Raw genomic sequence first — 18,030 nt, 5'->3', positions numbered from 1 at the left:
TTTGATTCATTGCTTGGCTTCCGCATTAGTCCTTTTGTACCCGTTTGTATCTAGTTGGCCGTAAAAGTGAAGAACAGCTGTTCTTTGTCGCTGTCCTTGTCCAAGCGTACCAGATGCTCTTCCGAACGTTGGTTCGGTTTTCCGTAGTTGTACTGTACCGTACACTTGACCCAATTCGGGGTTTCTTTTGAAGTGTTCAAATTGGTCACGTACACCTGCCATTGGCCCACGGCCATGTCGCCCACGATCTCGAATTGTTCGACCGAATACCCATGCCGGCGTTCATTGACGATGGCCTGTTTGTCGGTCAAGGCCGAATGCTCCCAATCGAAAAAACGGTTTTGGGGGTTCACGAACTTCAATACGAAGGCATCGGAAGCCCCTTGCCAATCGATGACCAATCGGGCATTGTAGGTCAGGTTGTTGCGATACGCGGCATCGACCTGGTCCAAATCGAGCTGTCCTTTCTTTTGGTTGACCAAATTGCGTAGTTCGGTGGCTGCGACCTTATGCAGCGGACTGAAATCGGTACCCGGGTCCAAGGTGCCGGTCACCATACCGTTGAGCAGTTGAAGGGCCTGTTGGTAGTTGCCCGCCTTTTTGTGCGCCATGGCCAAATCGAAGTGCGCCTGGATCTTCTTCGGATGGCCCTCGGTCAGCAACCGCGCGGTCAACAAGGCTTTCTGATTTGCGCCCAAATGCACGTAATTCAAATAGAGGGCCCGTAGCGCGTCATAACCAAGGTCCAGTTCGATGATGTTCGAAAGGACTTTATCGGCCAAACGGGTATTGGCCGTTCGGAAGTAATCGGCCACATCGATATAATAGTGGAATTGCTCCTTATACGCTCCGCGTTGTTCCAAATACAATTGATACGCCTCCTTGACGCTCTTGGCCTTTTTCAGGGCCTTGAGGTATTTGGTGTTCAACTGACCCTTCTTCGAGACCAATTTGCCTTCGAAGATGTTGTCGGTCAGACGGGCGCGATCGATCGGTTTGCCCGAAGCATCCCCACCCAAGGAAGTCTTGGTCGTGATCATGATGACGCCGTTGGCCCCCAAGGTACCAAAACGATTGGTAGCCGCCAGACCTTTCAAGACAGTTACTTCCGCAATATTGTCGGGATTTACATAATCGAAAAGTGCCTCCCGTTGCCCCTGTGCACTTGGACTTGCATTGTTCACTGCAGTCAAGGTGGCGTTGGCACCGAACGCCCCGAATTTATCCGTTGACTCCACAGGAATCCCATCAATGACGATCAGGGCATAATTGTTCATATTGATGGAATTCGTTCCCCTAATCAAAGTGCGGCCCAGCGTACTTCGATTATCCCAACCGGATGCTTTGGTTATTTGCATGCCCGAGACCTTACCGTCTAGCGCTTCGTGTAATTTCGCTTCGGAATCATTGATATCACTATCGGCCACCGTACCCACCGAATAGCCAACAGCGTTTTCATTTTGGAGGCCATAGGCGGTTCTGACCTTGGCGGTTTTGGACAGGTAACGGTCTTTGACCACGACTTCATCAAGGGCAACGGTTTGTGAATCTAAAAAAAAGGTGACATCGCTTTCGCGGGATGTAATGACCTGGGTCATTTCGCGTTCCCCGTTCAAGGAAATACGTAGCGTGTCCCCTACCCGTCCGCCATATTCAAATCGTCCGGAAGCATCCGTAATAACAGGTTCACTGCCTGGGGCGCCCTCGACCAAAACCTGTGCCAGGGGCTTTCCATCCATGAATACCGCTCCTTTGATCCCTTTTTTTGGGGCAATTTTCAATCGGCTATCCGGATTGAGGTCGATAAGGTCGACCCGGTTCAAAAAGGCCCATAGTTGTAAGGTCTTGGTATCGGCTGTATTTGAATTGACCAAGAGCAAATCTCCCTTGTCGAGCGAGAGGAAATCATTGGGGACCACGATATTTCCATCCGTAATTCCCACTACCCGCCCGATTCGCGCTACATGATCTAAATTGTCGAAATCGGTACTTCCGTCATACACCGCATTTTCAATGGCGTCCTTCAAGGACCTCCCCAAGTCTGGGCCGTCCAAATCCGTGATTTCGTAGCTGTCCGCAAAGGACACCCATCGTACTTTTTCAATGCGGTCTGCCTGGATCAAACTATCCAAAAATCGCGTTTCAACGGTAGTATCGGTTTTGGCGTGTGAAAATGAACAATCCCAAAAAACGGTTAGGGCCTCTTGCTGCTGTGACATACCCAGTACGGGCACAAGCAACAATACGATAAGTAGGTTGGTCTTTCTTACAAGGCTCATGAACAGAAGTTACGGATTATTTCCGCGCTTTCATAATGATGTTGGCCGTCAATTTATCGGCCACTTGGAGCTGAAGCGTCTTATACCCTTCCTTGGAGAAAAGCAAGAGATCGTTTTTTCGAACTTCTATGGTATAGCGGCCTTTTTCGTCGGTCATGACCTGATCCTTAGTGCGTTGGTTCAGTACTTGGACGTTCGATAACATGCGTCCCCTTTCGATGGTGAAACCGGATAGCGTGCGTGCTTTTTTCTTTTTCTTGGCGGTGCGCCGTTCATAGCGGTCGGCAACTTTATCAGGGACCATCAGGGAAGTCTCTAAATAATAGGCCATGTTCCGATCATTGATCCGCTTCCATTTTGCTTGGCTAGCGTATTTTCGATAGGATCCGTAACGGCTACTTGCCGCGGCCAAGAGCAAGCCTAATTCTTCATTGCCGTAAACCTGCAACAACTCCAATGAGACCATGAAATCGTCTTTCACATAGATGTCATAGGGCTGTAAATCGACCCACTTGATATGGTCGTCCTTTTTAACGGTAACCAATATGTTCTTCTTCGAGGTATTCAGATTGGTGTTTGGTCGGCCAAGGCTACCGTCATCGTCATAAATATTCACACGGAGTAGTAAACTGTCGGATGGATTATGAAAAACCTCGAACTGGAGGCGTTCTAGACGGCGCAAACCGGTTTTAGCAAAAATGCGGGTCGCGAGTTCACCCCCTAAAGCGATGTTATCCTTCCAGTACCCGAAATCCTGTTCCCCGTAATTTCGGTACCCGATATTATCGGGAATGAAACGCCCTTCACGATTACTGACCACCACTTCATTCAGTGCCAATGGGGAGGGCCTCATTTTGAAATCGGGATAGGCGTTGAAAACCATAGGAAAATCCTTTATCGCAATTTCGAGGGATTCATACCCAAGAGCTGAAAATAAAATCAGTTCGTCAGGTCGTGGCTCGAATTGGGTCAGGACCAAGTGGAAGATGCCTTCTTCATTGCTCACCGTACCGACATTACGTTCTTGGATACCGATATTCACATAAGGAATGGGGACTCCGGTCTTCCCATCGATAACCCGCCCTTTATGATCTTGTTGGGCCGAAGCAAGAACACCGAAGAAAAGAAAAAAGGCCGTTACTACAAAACGGCCTTTTTGTGGTATGTTATTCAGTGGCCAATCCACTCACCTGTAGTTTGAACAATTCTTGATTGACATCCTTTAGGCTTAACTTGAAGACCTTGGTCTCCTTGCGCTGGGACCGACTACCGTAATTGTAATATACGGAAGCTTTGAGATAAGTCGGGGTCAAGCTTTTGTTACCCAAGTAATTCACGTTGACCGACCAGGTGCCAGGTAACGAATCGTCGATAAGGTATTCCTTAACGTTATAACCAAAGTCCTTTTCGCGCTCGATTTCATCGGCATTTTCGGCCAAGGAGTGTTTCCATTTGTAATATTGGTTTTCAGGATTGACGAATTGCAGATCGAACTCGGCTTCCCCATCATTCCATTCAAATACCAAACGGGTTCCTTTAAAGCTTTCGTCGGCAACGAATAATTTCTTCGCTTTGCGCCCGTCGACCACGGCATTGCGATCGATGGCCAGCAAGTTGTTGAATTCCCGGTCCATTATGGGGCCGAAACCTGCCGTATCGACTTCCATAAAGCCTTCTTGCAAAAGATACTCATAGCGGGTGTATAAGGCCGCTGCTTGTTTAGGGGTATTCAACTCCCTGTAACTATTGGCCATATCCATATAGCTCTGGGCATAATTCGGACGCAGGATAAATACCTCCTTGAACGTCTCGTTGGCTTTCTCAAAACGGTTCTGCTGCTGATAGGTATAGGCCAATGCCTTTAGTAAAACGGCATTGTTTTCGAACTGACCGAAATTGTCCGCGACGATTTGGTCGGCGAAATCCCGTTCGTTCCACTTTTCGGTAAAATAAGTGTACGCATCCAAATAGAAATACGGGCTCCCTTGATACATCGCATCAAAGCGATCAAAGACCTGGCGGGCTTCGGCAAAGGAAGCACTGGCTTCCAACTCCTTCATGTAAGTGGGCCTGTTTTCGGCAATTTCCGATTTGGTCAGCACCTTGCCATTTTCATAATTGTTCCGCAATCGGGCACTGTCGACGATCTCCCCACTTCGTGGATTACCGGTTTTGGTATTGATGACGATCACACCACCGGCCCCTATGCTTCCATAACTCGTGGTCGTGGCGAAGTTGTTCAAGATCGCGATGCGTTGGATATTGGCCAAGTCGATCCAAGTGGGTACGTCAGTGAAAATCTGTCCGTCTACATCGAAAATGGCTGCGGCACGATTGCTTATCGACCCCGCACCACGAATGAACACGGCTCCTGGCGACTGAATTCCAAATTGACCTGGTGTCGATGTTGGCCGAAGACCTGTGGTAGCACCTACGACACGCACCCCGGGAAACCTATTCTGTATCAACTCCAAAATCCCAAGGTTTACCGTGTTTATCTGACTTTCATCGAGCATGCGTACATTTCCGGCTGCCCTATGTGCATCCAAATACCCCCAAGCGGTTTTGATGATATTGTTGTTGATCACATAATCTTCTTGCAAATCTTTTTGGGAGCGTCGTTTGCTTCCTTCGACCACGACTTCATCCAATTCTTCAATATCCGGAATCATGATCGGGTTCAATATCCGGGTTACATCTTCAACACGGATCGTTATGGTCTTCATTCCGGTGTAGGAGTACTGTAAGCGGTCTCCGGTCGCTACGGCGATTTCATAGCTGCCGTCAGCTCCCGTTGCCGTAGCCTCGCCTTTGTCCAAGACTTGGACGTTCACATTTTCCATCGGGGACTTGCCATCACTGACCTTTCCCTTCACCTTACGTTCTTGTGCCAGCCCGGTCATCATGGCCAGTGCGAGCACGATTGTCATTTTCATTTTCATAGTTCAAATTTTTAGCTTTCAATATGTTTTGGGTCGTCGTTAACCACGGCCCTTTTTGTCGTTTTTCACGGATAAATCTCGATATGGCGTTCGTAAAAGATCCGGCGTTGCACCCTTGTTTTATGTAAATCGAGGAGGCCCGCAGGAAAACGGTCCAGTTTGGCAATATACAAGGTGTCGTTATCAATGATCTTATAGCCCATGGTTGCCTGCTGCTCTTCGAATTCACGTCCTACCAACAATCGGGTCCGGATTGGTTCGGTAGGTGTTACATACCCCTTGAACAGTCGATATTCCGAAGGGACCTTTCGTTCCTGGTCACAGCACGCTTTATGTCGGGGTTGATGGCCCAACCCAAACCAAATCGCGATACCCAAAACCAAGATCTTCCCCATGAGCACTTTATTAGCCATTACATTCCAACTGCTGTTGCAGTCAAAAATGATACTGCTTATCCATATGTCCGGAAGCCTTTGACGTGGGGGAAACGTGCTTGGATTTCCGTATCGGTCCTTAGCTGACCGACATTGAATAAGCCACAAACATCCTGCCAAAAATGTTAAAATCCGACTGAATGTTAATTTTTTTTCTTGCCTTTCGAATAGGGCTATCCCATACTTGGTTTTTACCCCTCCTTAAATTACGGAATTCCGGCCTTTTTCTAAAACTTCGGCTTTGAAAAAAGGGGCGTACAAAAAAACCCGTATCCTGTGACACGGGTTTTCAATACGATATGGCGGGCAAAGGTCAGCGCGAAACCAACTTGCTACCAACGGCAATCGTAAAGAGTTCTTGCGGGATGTCTTTCAAGCTCAACTTGAAGACCTTGACTTCTTTGCGCTGCGCATAGGTTCCGTAATTATAGTACACGGTCGCTTTCAAATACGAGGGTGTCAAACTCTTATTACCCAAATACCGAGCGTTGACCGTCCATTTTCCTGGCAGTGAGCCATCGACCAAATACTCAGAAATGCTGTAGCCGAAATCCTTACCGCGCATCACTTTGGCTTCATTGTCGGCCAAACTGTGCTTGATGGTATGGTATTGATTCTGCGGATTTACGAACTGCAATTCGAATTCGGCCTCACTATTATCCCACTCAAACACAAGCCGGGTTCCTTCGAAATCCTCTTCAGCGATATAAAGCTCGCTGGATTTTTCACCGGTAACCACTGCGTTTTTGTCTAACAAAAGGAAGTTGTTGTACTCCCGTTCAAAGATGGTAGCGAAATCCACCGAGTCCATTTCCATCATCCCATCTTCGATCAAGTAATTGTATCGTGTGTAAATCGAAGCGGCTTGTTTCGCATCGCGCAAATCGCGATAACTGTTCGCCATATCGACGTACGATTGTGCATAATCAGGTCGCAATTTCAATACTTTCTTGTAAAAATGATTGGCCTGCTCGAATTCGCCTTGTTCCTCGTAATGATAGGCCAATGCCTTAAGCAATACCGGGTTGTTGTCAAACAGCGCGAAATTGCTGCCGATTAAATCATCGGCATAGCCCTTGTCGTTCCATTTTTCTACGAAGTACTTCTGGGCATCCATAAAGTAATAGGGTGAGCTGCTGTAAATCTTGGCATTTTTCGCATAGGTCTGCTTAGCTTCCTCCAATGACCCACTGTTGTATAGGTCTTGTAAATAACTTGGCCAATTGCGTTGCAATTCTTCTTGGGTCTTGATATTCCCGGCCACGAAATTGTTGCGCAATCTCGCTTGATCGACGATTTTGTTCGAACGCGGACTGGCCACTATGGTGTTGACCACGATCACCCCACCGGCTCCGGCACTTCCGTAAGCCGTTGTCGTCGCGAAATTGTTTAAGATGGCGATGCGCTTGATGTTCTTTACATCGATCCAAATCGGAGCGTCATTGAAAATTTGACCGTCGACATCGAAAATGGCCGATCTTGGGTTGAACAGGGAATTCCCGCTTCGGATAAAGACCTTGCCCGAATTCAGGGCACTTTGGATACCGGTACCTTGATCACTAAGGCCGACTACACCTGGGTTGTTCGAATTTTGGGCGGTGATATTCGTCAATTGGGTGCTGCTACCTGCTCCGGGACCGAAGGCCCCTAAACAGGAACCTTGTACGCGCACCCCGGCGAATTCGTTTCGCAACAAGTCCAAAATACAGATGGCAACCGAATTGATCTCATCTTCACGCATGAACTTGATATTGCCCGGGGCCGTTTCGGCATTCAAGTAACCAAAAGCCGTTCTGATGATATTTGGGTTTTGCTGATATTCGACCGCCAATTCGGATTGACTTTTCCGATTGCTTCCTACCACTGTGACTTCTTCCAATTGCTCGATATCGGGAACCATTGTCGGATTGAGGATACGGGTGACGTCTTCGACTTTAATGCGTACGGTTTTCAGACCTTGGTAGCTAAACGTCAGGATATCACCGACCTCCGCGGCCAATTCATATTTACCCGACGCATCGGTGTAGGTGCTATTGGATGACCCCTCGATACCTACCGCAACATTCTCAATGGTCGAACGACCGTCGGTGACCATACCACGGATGGTCTTTGAGGTATTCTGGGCAAAACAGAAACTTGTCGCTAAGAACAAGCACAAAAACAATTTCTTCATTACGCTAATTTTACTACAAAAATTACAAAAAAAATGGAGAAAAGTGTCTCTTTTTGACGGAAAAGTGTTTATAATCAATTATTTAAGTGTTTTTTAACACGAGGCACCAAAAGCAGTTCGGTCTGTCTTCCATTGACGTATCTGAAGCCATTCCCTCCATAAAAACCGGCTTCTTCAAGCATGACGCGGATGTCCGTTTTCCATGCTTCGAGGTATACTTTGGTGTTCAGTTCTATCGCATAAACGGTGTTCGGGTTCAAGGGATAATTTTCACCGTCGTCTTTCATCACTCCTTCTTGGGCATCCCACATCCCGATAGTGGTACCGGCAGAATGGCCATACGTTCCTAAAGGATGGGTATAAATGGTTGGTCGATACCCTGCGGCCCTACCCTCAGCCAAAGCATTGGCGAGAATTTCATTGCCAGTGCGACCCACTATCATATTTTTGGTCAAAATATCCTGCACCCGATTACCCGCTTCAAGGGCCTTTACCAAATATCCTGGGGCTTCTTTTTCTTCGGGTCGTAAGACATAGGCCAATTCTTGGCAATCGGTGTTCAAACGCAAATAAGTAATTCCGATATCGCAATGCAATAAATCCCCGGGTTGGATCACCATTTCTTCAGGTCGCCCCGAAAAGGCATACAATGTATTCTCAGTACCCTCACTGCTGCGCTGCAAATCCACCGTAGGATGAAACCAGGTTTTTAAACCCAAATCCGTAATTTTTTGACGCATCCACCAAACGACTTCATCGGTAGTCGTCACGCCTGGCGTGATGACCTTTTCGGAAAATGCTTCGGCGATGATATCATGGGTGATGTCGACCAATTGGTTATAAATCGTCATTTCACGTTCGGTTCGGGTCTCGATCCAACCCACCGCCAATCGCTCGGCCGAAACTACCCGTTTGCGGAAAGTTTCGGGCAAGCGTTTTATGAATTCATCATGGTCGGTCTTGTCCAAACCATCGGCAATGTTATGGTCCTTGGAAAAATTCAACCCGATTTTTTTCGGATTCCTTTCCGAAATCAATTGCATCAGTCGTTTCCATTGATCGGGTTCTTTTTCCTTGTCCCATGCGGATTGTATATTGGCCCCGACATTGTAGCGTGCGACCGCCAACTTTTCCAATCGATCGGCTTGCTTATCACGGTAAAACACCAAGATGGTCCGCCTACGGGCGTTCAACCAGGTAGCCGGCAACATGGTCTTCAAAACGGGGTCTTCATTGTACTCCCTTGAAATCAACACCCACATATCGATGCCGCTGCGGTCCATAAGTTCGGGTAGCACGTTCTCGAAGCGTTCCGCCAACATGCCATCAATGACCTTGGCGCGTTCTTTTTGTGGAAGGATCTGTTGGCCGAACAGAGTGGCCGTAAAGAGGCCGGTAGCCAAACTTAAAAGGAGGGTTTTCATCGTATCGGGTATTTGCGACAAAGTACGAAAAATGGGAGTTACAAGCGCTCCATTGTCGCCTTTCTCGCGATCTTTCCACTGGCGGTCTCAACGAATCGATACAACACGATGATCGCTTTGGGAATTTCATATTTTGAAAGCCCTGCTTGATCATAGTGCTGCTCGGCTATGGGTCCATCCCATTCGCCTTCAACGAGGAGTACCACTTTTTCCCCTAAACCGGCATCAGGAACCCCTGCGATAAAATATCGGTTTGAAATTAGCCCGGTAAGCTTGCGCTCGATTTGCTCAGGAATCAATTTGACCCCACCTGAGTTGATGATGTTGTCGTAACGGCCCAGCCATTGAAACCCAGTGTTCCCTTCAAGGGCTACCAAATCGTTGGTTACTATCGGATCATGGGCCAGATGTGGGGCGTCAACGACCAAACAACCCCTTTGGTCTTTCGAAACGGTCACTTGGGGCAAGGTCTTAAACTGAAGGGCCCCTAATGGTTTGGTAGCGATATGGGTGATGGTCTCTGTCATCCCATAGGTCTCATGGATCTCAGTCGAGACCGAACCCAATCGATTGGCCAGTTCAGCTGAAACCCGGCCACCACCTATAATGAGTTTATCCAGTCGATTAAGCTGATCGATCGAATGAAAGGCTTGTAGGGGCACCATGGCCGAAAATCCATAACGTTTGCCAGTTTCTGAAAGTGGCTGCGAACCGACCGTTACATGATCCAGCTCCCACCCCAAGACCATGGCGCGCACCAACATCATCTTTCCTGCAATATGGTTCGCAGAAAGGCAGAGTAGCGCACTTGTGCCGGATGGCAGCTTGAAGTGTTCGCCAGTGGCCAAGGCCGAATTGACCATGTTCCGCTTTTCAAGTGGGATGGTTTTTGGCGTACCTGTTGAACCGGAAGTCTGCACTAGGAGTTCAGGATGGGGATCGAACCAGTCCAACAAAAAACGTCCAATATCCTTTCTATAGTCGGATGCAAGACATAATGTCTTGGCGTGACCGATCAATCCGGTTGCGTCGTAGGATGTACCGTTAAGCTTAAATTTCGGATGCAGCTCCATCTTCCAAAGCCATGAATTCTTCACGTGATAAGACCTTTCCGAATAACTTTTCGTTCCAATCACGCCATTTGTATGTTCGTGACATGATCAGCAATAGGAGCGGGAAAATTACGAAAACGGGAATGAGGGCGTCCCATCCCAAAATCGGTTCGGAAACATCACGATAAAACGAGTCGGTTTGAAAGGCCGTCCAGTCGGCAGTTACCAAAAGGGCGGTGATCAAATTGTTGGCCGCATGATACCCCAAGGCCAATTCAAGCCCCTCGTCCATCAAGGTCATGATCCCCAAAAAGAATCCGGTTCCAATGTAGTAGACCATGATGCCGTAGCCCAACTTGCCGACTTCAGGATTGCCCAAATGCATCAATCCGAACAAGGTAGAGGTGACTACCAAAGGCACCCACCGGTTTTTGGCGGCAATTCCCAATCCTTGCATCATATAGCCTCGAAACAAGTACTCCTCGAAGCTGGTCTGTAGCGGTACCAACGCAATGGCGATGATGGCCAATATGATGAACTTGTTGAGATCGAAATTCCATACGTAGTCGTCTGGTGACAACCAGATGTCGATTCCGGTCAAGGCGACGGTAAGCCCCCCCCATAGTACAAACGAGAAGAGAATGCGTTTCCAGTCCACTTTCTTTCTTGACGTAGTCAGGGAAGTGATCGATTGACGGTGTACTAGCCACGTCCACCCTAAAACGACAAACAGTCCGACGGCCAGGGGAAGCAGTAGGGTTACCAAAACCACGTTCGTGCCCAATTGCTCGATCATGATATCCAAGGCTTCTTCCGTACTCATAGGTGAGCTGACCGTAGCAATATAATTGAGCACCATCAAGGCGATGAACCCACCTGGAATGATCAGGTATTTCCAGAGTCCGATCTGACCTTTGTATCCTTGTTCTATGTACATAAACCTTCTATTACGTTGGGCGGCCAAGATAGGCCATTTTTATATAGCAATTGTCCTTGATCAACCTGTAGCGGACCTTCGAAATTGTTCGTGAACAGTCCCCCGGTACCTAGGCCCTGCGGTATCTTCGGGTTTAGGCCGAAGGTAAACTGCGCAATGGCATTCAGGCCGATATTGCTTTCAAGCGCACTGGTGATCCACCAACCAATACCTTGGTCTTCGGCCAAGGAAATCCAATTCTGCGTGCCTAAGAACCCCCCAATGAAACTCGGTTTCAAAATAATGTATTGGGGTTGGATGGTTTGTAGCAATTCTTCGCGTTCCGTTACACCCAGCACCCCGATCAATTCTTCATCAAGGGCGATGGGTAAGGGTGTCAAACGACATAATTCGGCCATAGCACTAGGGTTTCCGGCTTTTATGGGTTGTTCAATGGAGTGGATGTCCAAGGCAGCCAATCGCTCCAATCGCTTCGGGGCTTCTTTGGGGTCGAAGGCCCCATTGGCATCGACCCGCAATTCAATATCGGTTTTTGAAAACCGCTGGCGAATGCTTTTCAAAATCCCTAGCTCGGTTTCGAAATCCAAAGCACCGATCTTCATTTTAAGGCAGGTGAAACCGCTCTTCAACTTGGTTTCAACCTGCTGGACCATATATTCGGGATCGCCCATCCAAATCAGCCCGTTGATCGGAATAGCAGCCTCCTTGGTGGTAAAAGGGGAAGGAAACAGTTCATAAGGGTCTTTGGAGGATAAAGAACGAAAGGCCTGTTCCAATCCGAATTGAATGGAAGGGAAGGATTTGAGTTCTTCGAGTAAGCTGTCCAATCCGAGGTCGATATGATCACATGCCCATTGTACACGGTCCCCGTAATCGGGCACATCATCGAAACTTAACCCCCTTAACAGTCCACATTCACCGATACCATATCCCTCCGTATCCTTCAGTATGATGAACCAGGTTTCTTTTTGGGTCAATATGCCGCGTGAAGTTCCGCCGGGCACCTTGAACTGCAAGATGTATTTTTTGCAGACCGCTTTCATTTCTTGTTCAAATTTAGGTATATTTTGGAGCAAAAGCCCTTATGGGAACTCTAGAAAATAAAGTCATTTGGATTACAGGAGCTTCATCGGGTATCGGTGAGGAATTGGCCTATCAACTTTCGCAACGATCCTGTCGTTTGATCCTATCGGCGCGTCGGGCCGAGGAACTTGAAAAAGTGCGCAAAGCCTGTCAAAACCCAGATCAGGTTGCCGTATTGCCACTCGATATCATTGCTTATGATACTATGGAAGCCAAAGTCCGTCAAGCGATTGACACCTATGGAAGCATCGATATCTTGATAAACAATGCCGGAATCAGCCAGCGTTCGCTGATTGTGGAAACCGATTTTGAAGTCTACCGTCAAATGATGGAAGTGAATTACTTCGGAACGGTTGCCCTGACCAAAGCGGTACTCCCCTATTTCGTTTCTAGAAAGCAGGGACACTTTGTCGTAGTCAGTAGCCTTATGGGCCGGTTTTCATCCCCTTACCGATCCGGATATTGCGGTGCCAAACATGCCTTACATGGTTTCTTTGATGCACTTCGGTTGGAACATGATGCCGATCAAATCGATGTGACCTTGGTCTGCCCAGGGTTCGTACAGACCGAAATCGCGAAAAATGCGTTGACCAAAGACGGATCGCCACAAGGAGCCGATGACGGGGCTACCCAAAATGGATTGCCCGTTGCGGTTTTCTGCAAAAAGATGATTCGGGCCATTGAATCGGCACGATTCGAAGTTTATATCGGAGGCAAGGAAGTCAAGGGAATCTTCATGAAGCGCTTTTTTCCAAAAAAGCTGCACCGATTGGTACTCAAAAGCACGGTGCGATAGCTTAGCTGAAATTAAACCAAAACCGAACCCCTTCGTTGTTCTTGTCGATGTTCAGTTTTGATTGGAGTTGGTTGACCAAACGGTTGATCAAACGGAGCCCCATAGAGGCATTGCTGCGCTCATCACTGTCATCGGGCAGGCCTACACCGTTATCGGCATATTCGAAATACCCCTGCTCGCCATTCTTTCGAAGATGGATGTAAATCTTACCGTTTTCGTCGCTCTCTGGAAACGCGTATTTAAAGGTGTTCGATACCAGCTCGTTCAAAATCAATCCGAAAGGGATGGCCCTATCGATATCAAGCTCGGTGCCTTCAGCATCGACGGTAATATTGATGTTGTGACCTCCTTTTTTGTAAACGCTCTGTACGCTGTTGATCAAGCTTTCAATATACCCCTGCATCTCGATGACCGAAAGATCTTCGTTTTGATAGAGTTTTTGATGGATCAATGCCATGGCTTTTACCCTACTCTTTCCCTCTTCCAACGCCTCGATGGCCGCCTTGCTCTTTGTGTTCCTGGTCTGTAGGCTGAGGAGACTGGACACCATCTGGAGGTTGTTCTTCACGCGATGGTGGATTTCTTTCAGCAAAGAATCCTTTTCTTTTAATGAATCTTCGATGATGTGCTTTTGTTCGGCGATCAAACGTTGGTTTTTAATACTTTTCAGATAAGCATATACCAAACCGGCAAATCCGAGCAAAGTGAAGATCAATGAAATGAACACCAAGTTGATCCGTTCGTTCTTTTCTTGGATCTCGCTTCTGATTTTCTCATTATCCGATTTCTGTTGGTCGATCAATCGTTGGTAGTTCTCCAAATCCGAAGTACCCACGATCGCCACCAATTGTTGGTTCAGGATATTGAGTTCGCTTGCCTTGAGTGAATCACCGATCCTTTCATTACGTCGGTAATAGATCGAGGCATTCTTGAAATCCTCGAATTTATTGTAATAACCTGCTAGCAAGCGATTGCGTTTCACTTGAAGTACGACATCAAGCGATTCGTATTCAATGTCCAACAAACGTTTCGCGGTCCGGTTGTTGTTCAAGGCCAAATGTGCTTCGGCCAAGGCCAGTCGATTGTCGGCGATTTCCGTTTTGTACTGGTTGGCGTCGGCCGCCTCAAGGATTTTCAAACTGTTCCCCAAATTTTGGATGGCTTCAACGTATTCTTTTAGCTGTACTTGGCTTTTTCCGATGTTGCCTTCGATCTCGGCCTTCAAGTTCTCACTTTCAAATATGTCGTTTTCCGACTTTTCGATGGCGATGTCGTTGCGGTACACCTCCAAAAAACCCAAGGCTTTTTTGAATTCATTGATCGCGGTCGGTGGCGATTTGTCCAACCTCAAGTAGATGCCTGTTTGGTTGTGGTATTTGGCCAATTCCAAAAAGTCGTTGTCGGCAATGGTCGGTTTGACGGCGAGGATGTACTTTTCCATGGCTTTACGATACAGTCCCATATTTGCATAGATATCGTAAAAGGCAATCGATTCGTTAACCCCGAGATTCTTCATGCGCTCGCGGATTTCGATTTGTTTATTGTACATCTCGAGTTTGCCATAGTTCTCATCCAAGAGCCCCAACAATCGAGAAAGGTTGGCCACTTTTAGCGTATCCCTGTTTTCGAGCAAACCCTTTGCGATGGTGATGCTTTTGTCGAAATCACCGATATCACTGAACAGTTGGGACTTCATTAGGGTATAGGCATTGATCGCTGCGGAATCATTCGTTTTTTCAGAAGTATTCAGATAGACATTGACCACTTCGAGCCAGTCGTAGGCCGAATTTTTTCGGTATCGGTTTTGTTCATCGAAGAAGAAACGCAATTTCAGGGCATGCCCCTCTGTATTTTTGAAGAGTTCCAAGGGGTCGTCTTGATTCACTTGGGTTTGGCCATTGGTTATGGTCGCCCCAAAAAGGAACGTCATTATCAATAAGTACATCAAACCTTTGCGCATCAATTCGATCTTTTGTCGTTTAAAATTACCGTATTGGATCCGGTTGGATTAATTTTTGTTGCCAACCTGGGGTAACAGCTAGTGTAAGGGCCATTTGCTTGGGTTTGGTATACCCAAACCGAAAACCCGAATAAAAAAGACCATGCACCGCATTGATGCATAGTCTTTTTGACACTATCTGTATGTAAGATTCGGGGCAAATCAATACAATTCAAAAATACCTTGAAAGGAAGGTGTCTATTTTAGAATGTTGTGAAAGCGATAATTTTTGTTGTGAAATGCACCTCCAGAAAGGTGAATGTGCCATTTACCGATTTTTTTGGTATTTCATGGAATGGCATCGGAAGCTTTTTTAAAAGCGAAAGGTCCTGCCAACTGACAAGACCCTTCTACGAGAACACTATATGAAAATGAAAAAATTACTTTTTAATATCGTATCACTCAGATACACTACGAATGTATTTACAAATGGGCAGCCACTGAAAATATTGTTGTCAAGCGCTCGTATCCTGTTGTCATTGCCCGCTTATTTGAAGCAAGGCAAAAAAAAAGTGCCTTTCGGCACTTTTGAATCTTTATAGACTGGGGTCTTACGAGTTCATTGAAGAAATTATGAACTCCTTGAAGTCTTTCGATATCGGAATCAAGGTATTGTTGATCATGATATCTTTCGAATTGATCGCATCGATATGGTCGACATTGACGATATATGACTTGTGCGCCCTGTAGAACTTGTTCTTGGGCAACTTTTCCAAATAATCCTTCAAGGGGGAGCGCACCAAAAATTTCTTATCGACGGTATTCACCTCAAGGTAAACGTTATCGGCTTTGATGAACTGGATATCCCCGAATTGGATGCGGTAATACAAGTGTTGTTTCTTCACGAAAATCGAATCCTTCAATACCGAATTCGACATAAAACTATCACCTTCATTACCGGCAATCTCTTTCGAATTGGCTTTTTGGTTGTAATTGAAATTGGAAAGGGCGATCTCTATGGACGTGTAAAGGTCTTGCTGTTCAAAAGGTTTGACCAGATAGCCATCGGGTTTGACCGTTTTGGCATTCTCTACGGTCGCCTTATCCGAATTCGAAGTGACGAAGATGAACGGGATGTTATACGCATCCCGGATGTGTTTGCCTAGATCGATCCCTGTTTTATCGGAAGCCAGGATAATATCGATCAAGACCAAGTCGACATGGTTGTTTTTCAATACTTCAACAGCCTGCTCATACACAATGACATTATCGACAATCTCATAACCGATCTCTTCGAGCATCGATTGCATATCATCGGCAATAATTACATTGTCCTCGACTATGAGAATTTTTATGGGGTGTTCCAAAATTAGCTTGGTTTAGAAAATAGTAACACTCAAAATTACAAAAAATAATTAATCGCGGTCATGAACAACAGACTTAGCAAAAAGGTCGATAAGGCCAATTTCTTAAGCTCTGGGTCGAATTGTTGGGGGTTTTCAGCTTTCAAAACCCGGATAAGGTGTAAGAAAATCAAAAGCCAGGGAAGGCTTAAAGAGACGACCAAGATCCAACTTCCCAGAAAGCCGGCATGTACTATAGAAAGCAATAGCCCGAGCAAAATCAATACCGCATGATATCGCTTGCCTCCGGACCCGCCCAACTTGACGGCCATGGTGTTCTTTCCATGTTGGATATCGGATTCACGATCGCGCATGTTATTCAAATTCAATACTCCGACACAAAAAAAGCCTATCGCGATGGCTGGCATCAAATCAAGTCCGTGCAATGCCTTGGTAAAAAGAAACTGGCTACCGAGCACCGAAAGAAGACCGAAGAACAAAAAGACAAACAGATCACCCAAACCGAGGTATCCATAGGGGTTCTTTCCCATGGTATATTTTATTGCCGCCCAAATACTAGCCAAGCCTAACACTGAAAACAGCAGGACATAGAGCGTATTCGAGGTGCCAAAGGCATAAAAAATCAACGCCAAACTCAATAAGAACGAGATCAAGGCCCCGATACCAACACCCCATTTCAATTGACCGGGACTAAGTGCACCACTTTGCAAGGCCCGTTTCGGCCCGATGCGATCGGCACCATCGGTACCGCGCATTCCGTCACCATAGTCGTTGGCGAAATTGGATGTGATCTGATAACAAACGGTGGTCGCCAAACAAAGGATGAGCATCCAGGTGTCGGAATAGCCTTTGGAATTCGCCAAGGCCGTTCCAACCAAAATACCGCTGATCGATAAGGGCAGGGTCCGCAAGCGGGCCGCACTTATCCAGGCTTTTACCGTTTCCAATTAATTCGAAGGTTCTATTTTGACCCGTTTCCCATCTTGGTATGAGGCTACAAAGGCATCTTGAAAGCCCATCCGAACCAGTTCTTTCCTGAAGGTCTGTGCTTCATCAAGGGTTTCGAAATTACCAAGGGAATAGGCATAGAACGGATTGGTTTTGACGAACATGGTATTCGTCAATGCTTCGGATGACAGGGCCACGTTGTTTTCGACGAAAGATTTGACCTGGACCGAATATATCTTCTCTTTTTCCAAGAACTCCTTAGCCAAATAGAATTCTTTGACAAGGCTGAGTTCTTGGTTCTGTTCTTTCAATTTATCGATCCGCGCCTTGATGGCGTCCAAACTGTCGATGGAGACCAAAAGATTGTTTTGGTTGCTGTTCGAAGAATAGAGACCGGCCCTAAAGGAAGTGATGGCCAGGAACCCGACCAAAAAAAGCATGGTTATCCCAACGAAAACATTGCGCTGGATCTTGATTTTTTTCAAGTCCTTGTTCTTGAATTTTATTTGATCTAACAGTCTTTCGTTAATGATTTGCGATTTCTCGATATCCTTGTGCAAATCCAACAGGTCATTCTCTTCAATAAACGGCATTGCTAATGGACTTAATAATTATAAACCTTTAAAAACCAGGAATTTAAAAAATTCAAATTTTACAAA

At 46.6% G+C, this 18,030-nt stretch carries 14 protein-coding genes; 1 reads left to right on the top strand and 13 read right to left on the bottom strand.

The window, feature by feature from the left end; genetic code table 11:
* Positions 1 to 50 precede the first annotated feature (50 nt).
* The 9 genes from ABV409_RS07585 to ABV409_RS07545 form a co-directional block, all read right to left on the bottom strand.
* Positions 51 to 2,279 carry a DUF2135 domain-containing protein gene (locus tag ABV409_RS07585; protein ID WP_353876976.1) on the bottom strand — a complete coding sequence of 743 codons (2,229 nt, stop codon included), beginning with the start codon at positions 2,277 to 2,279 and terminating at the stop codon, positions 51 to 53.
* A 16-nt stretch (positions 2,280 to 2,295) separates the two neighbouring features.
* Positions 2,296 to 3,465, bottom strand: coding sequence for a carboxypeptidase-like regulatory domain-containing protein (locus tag ABV409_RS07580; RefSeq protein ID WP_353876975.1), 1,170 nt, complete (start codon positions 3,463 to 3,465; stop codon positions 2,296 to 2,298).
* Positions 3,446 to 5,215: a DUF2135 domain-containing protein gene (locus tag ABV409_RS07575; protein ID WP_353876974.1), complete on the bottom strand. Its 1,770-nt coding sequence runs from the start codon at positions 5,213 to 5,215 to the stop codon at positions 3,446 to 3,448. The genes ABV409_RS07580 and ABV409_RS07575 overlap by 20 nt, the downstream gene beginning before the upstream one ends.
* A 71-nt stretch (positions 5,216 to 5,286) precedes the next feature.
* Positions 5,287 to 5,616 carry a hypothetical protein gene (locus tag ABV409_RS07570; RefSeq protein ID WP_353876973.1) on the bottom strand — a complete coding sequence of 110 codons (330 nt, stop codon included), beginning with the start codon at positions 5,614 to 5,616 and terminating at the stop codon, positions 5,287 to 5,289.
* 352 nt (positions 5,617 to 5,968) lie between these two features.
* The gene (locus ABV409_RS07565) at positions 5,969 to 7,828 is read right to left on the bottom strand and encodes a DUF2135 domain-containing protein (protein WP_353876972.1); all 1,860 of its coding nucleotides are present in this window, start codon (positions 7,826 to 7,828) and stop codon (positions 5,969 to 5,971) included.
* Positions 7,829 to 7,902: 74 nt separating this feature from the next.
* Positions 7,903 to 9,252, bottom strand: a complete 1,350-nt coding sequence (locus ABV409_RS07560; RefSeq protein ID WP_353876971.1) for a M24 family metallopeptidase — start codon at positions 9,250 to 9,252, stop codon at positions 7,903 to 7,905.
* 38 nt (positions 9,253 to 9,290) lie between these two features.
* Entirely contained in the window at positions 9,291 to 10,349 is a 1,059-nt protein-coding gene (locus ABV409_RS07555) for an AMP-binding protein (RefSeq protein ID WP_353876970.1), read from the bottom strand.
* The gene (locus ABV409_RS07550) at positions 10,303 to 11,241 is read right to left on the bottom strand and encodes a CPBP family intramembrane glutamic endopeptidase (RefSeq protein WP_353876969.1); all 939 of its coding nucleotides are present in this window, start codon (positions 11,239 to 11,241) and stop codon (positions 10,303 to 10,305) included. Before ABV409_RS07550 ends, ABV409_RS07555 begins: the two co-directional genes overlap by 47 nt.
* On the bottom strand, positions 11,232 to 12,284 hold the full coding sequence (locus ABV409_RS07545; protein WP_353876968.1) for an o-succinylbenzoate synthase: 1,053 nt from the start codon (positions 12,282 to 12,284) through the stop codon (positions 11,232 to 11,234). The genes ABV409_RS07550 and ABV409_RS07545 overlap by 10 nt, the downstream gene beginning before the upstream one ends.
* A 41-nt stretch (positions 12,285 to 12,325) precedes the next feature.
* Here ABV409_RS07545 and ABV409_RS07540 point away from each other — a divergent pair, with 41 nt between their 5' ends.
* Positions 12,326 to 13,120, top strand: coding sequence for an SDR family oxidoreductase (locus tag ABV409_RS07540; protein WP_353876967.1), 795 nt, complete (start codon positions 12,326 to 12,328; stop codon positions 13,118 to 13,120).
* Position 13,121: 1 nt separating this feature from the next.
* On the opposite strand, the gene ABV409_RS07535 is transcribed toward ABV409_RS07540, so the two are convergent.
* The 4 genes from ABV409_RS07535 to ABV409_RS07520 form a co-directional block, all read right to left on the bottom strand.
* Positions 13,122 to 15,080, bottom strand: a complete 1,959-nt coding sequence (locus ABV409_RS07535; protein ID WP_353876966.1) for a sensor histidine kinase — start codon at positions 15,078 to 15,080, stop codon at positions 13,122 to 13,124.
* A gap of 590 nt (positions 15,081 to 15,670) precedes the next feature.
* Positions 15,671 to 16,426: a LytR/AlgR family response regulator transcription factor gene (locus tag ABV409_RS07530; RefSeq protein WP_353876965.1), complete on the bottom strand. Its 756-nt coding sequence runs from the start codon at positions 16,424 to 16,426 to the stop codon at positions 15,671 to 15,673.
* Positions 16,427 to 16,461: 35 nt separating this feature from the next.
* A complete protein-coding gene (gene menA, locus ABV409_RS07525; RefSeq protein WP_353876964.1) occupies positions 16,462 to 17,370 on the bottom strand; it encodes a 1,4-dihydroxy-2-naphthoate octaprenyltransferase in 909 nt (302 codons plus the stop codon).
* A complete protein-coding gene (locus tag ABV409_RS07520; protein WP_353876963.1) occupies positions 17,371 to 17,964 on the bottom strand; it encodes an SPOR domain-containing protein in 594 nt (197 codons plus the stop codon).
* Between the last annotated feature and the right edge of the window lie 66 nt (positions 17,965 to 18,030).

Origin of the sequence: Flagellimonas algarum, from assembly GCF_040513375.1 — a bacterium.
GTDB classification, from domain to species: domain Bacteria; phylum Bacteroidota; class Bacteroidia; order Flavobacteriales; family Flavobacteriaceae; genus Flagellimonas_B; species Flagellimonas_B algarum.
Note: the sequence above shows the minus strand (reverse complement) of the source record. Positions and strands in the feature narration are given on the sequence as shown.

What these genes read in the sequence shown, in the direction of transcription:
- ABV409_RS07560 (WP_353876971.1), bottom strand. Translation starts at nt 9,252, where the DNA reads ATGAAAACCCTCCTTTTAAGTTTGGCTACCGGCCTCTTTACGGCCACT.
- ABV409_RS07545 (WP_353876968.1), bottom strand. Translation starts at nt 12,284, where the DNA reads ATGAAAGCGGTCTGCAAAAAATACATCTTGCAGTTCAAGGTGCCCGGC.
- ABV409_RS07540 (WP_353876967.1), top strand. Translation starts at nt 12,326, where the DNA reads ATGGGAACTCTAGAAAATAAAGTCATTTGGATTACAGGAGCTTCATCG.
- ABV409_RS07570 (WP_353876973.1), bottom strand. Translation starts at nt 5,616, where the DNA reads ATGGGGAAGATCTTGGTTTTGGGTATCGCGATTTGGTTTGGGTTGGGC.
- ABV409_RS07550 (WP_353876969.1), bottom strand. Translation starts at nt 11,241, where the DNA reads ATGTACATAGAACAAGGATACAAAGGTCAGATCGGACTCTGGAAATAC.
- ABV409_RS07565 (WP_353876972.1), bottom strand. Translation starts at nt 7,828, where the DNA reads ATGAAGAAATTGTTTTTGTGCTTGTTCTTAGCGACAAGTTTCTGTTTT.
- ABV409_RS07520 (WP_353876963.1), bottom strand. Translation starts at nt 17,964, where the DNA reads ATGCCGTTTATTGAAGAGAATGACCTGTTGGATTTGCACAAGGATATC.
- ABV409_RS07535 (WP_353876966.1), bottom strand. Translation starts at nt 15,080, where the DNA reads ATGCGCAAAGGTTTGATGTACTTATTGATAATGACGTTCCTTTTTGGG.
- ABV409_RS07575 (WP_353876974.1), bottom strand. Translation starts at nt 5,215, where the DNA reads ATGAAAATGACAATCGTGCTCGCACTGGCCATGATGACCGGGCTGGCA.
- ABV409_RS07585 (WP_353876976.1), bottom strand. Translation starts at nt 2,279, where the DNA reads ATGAGCCTTGTAAGAAAGACCAACCTACTTATCGTATTGTTGCTTGTG.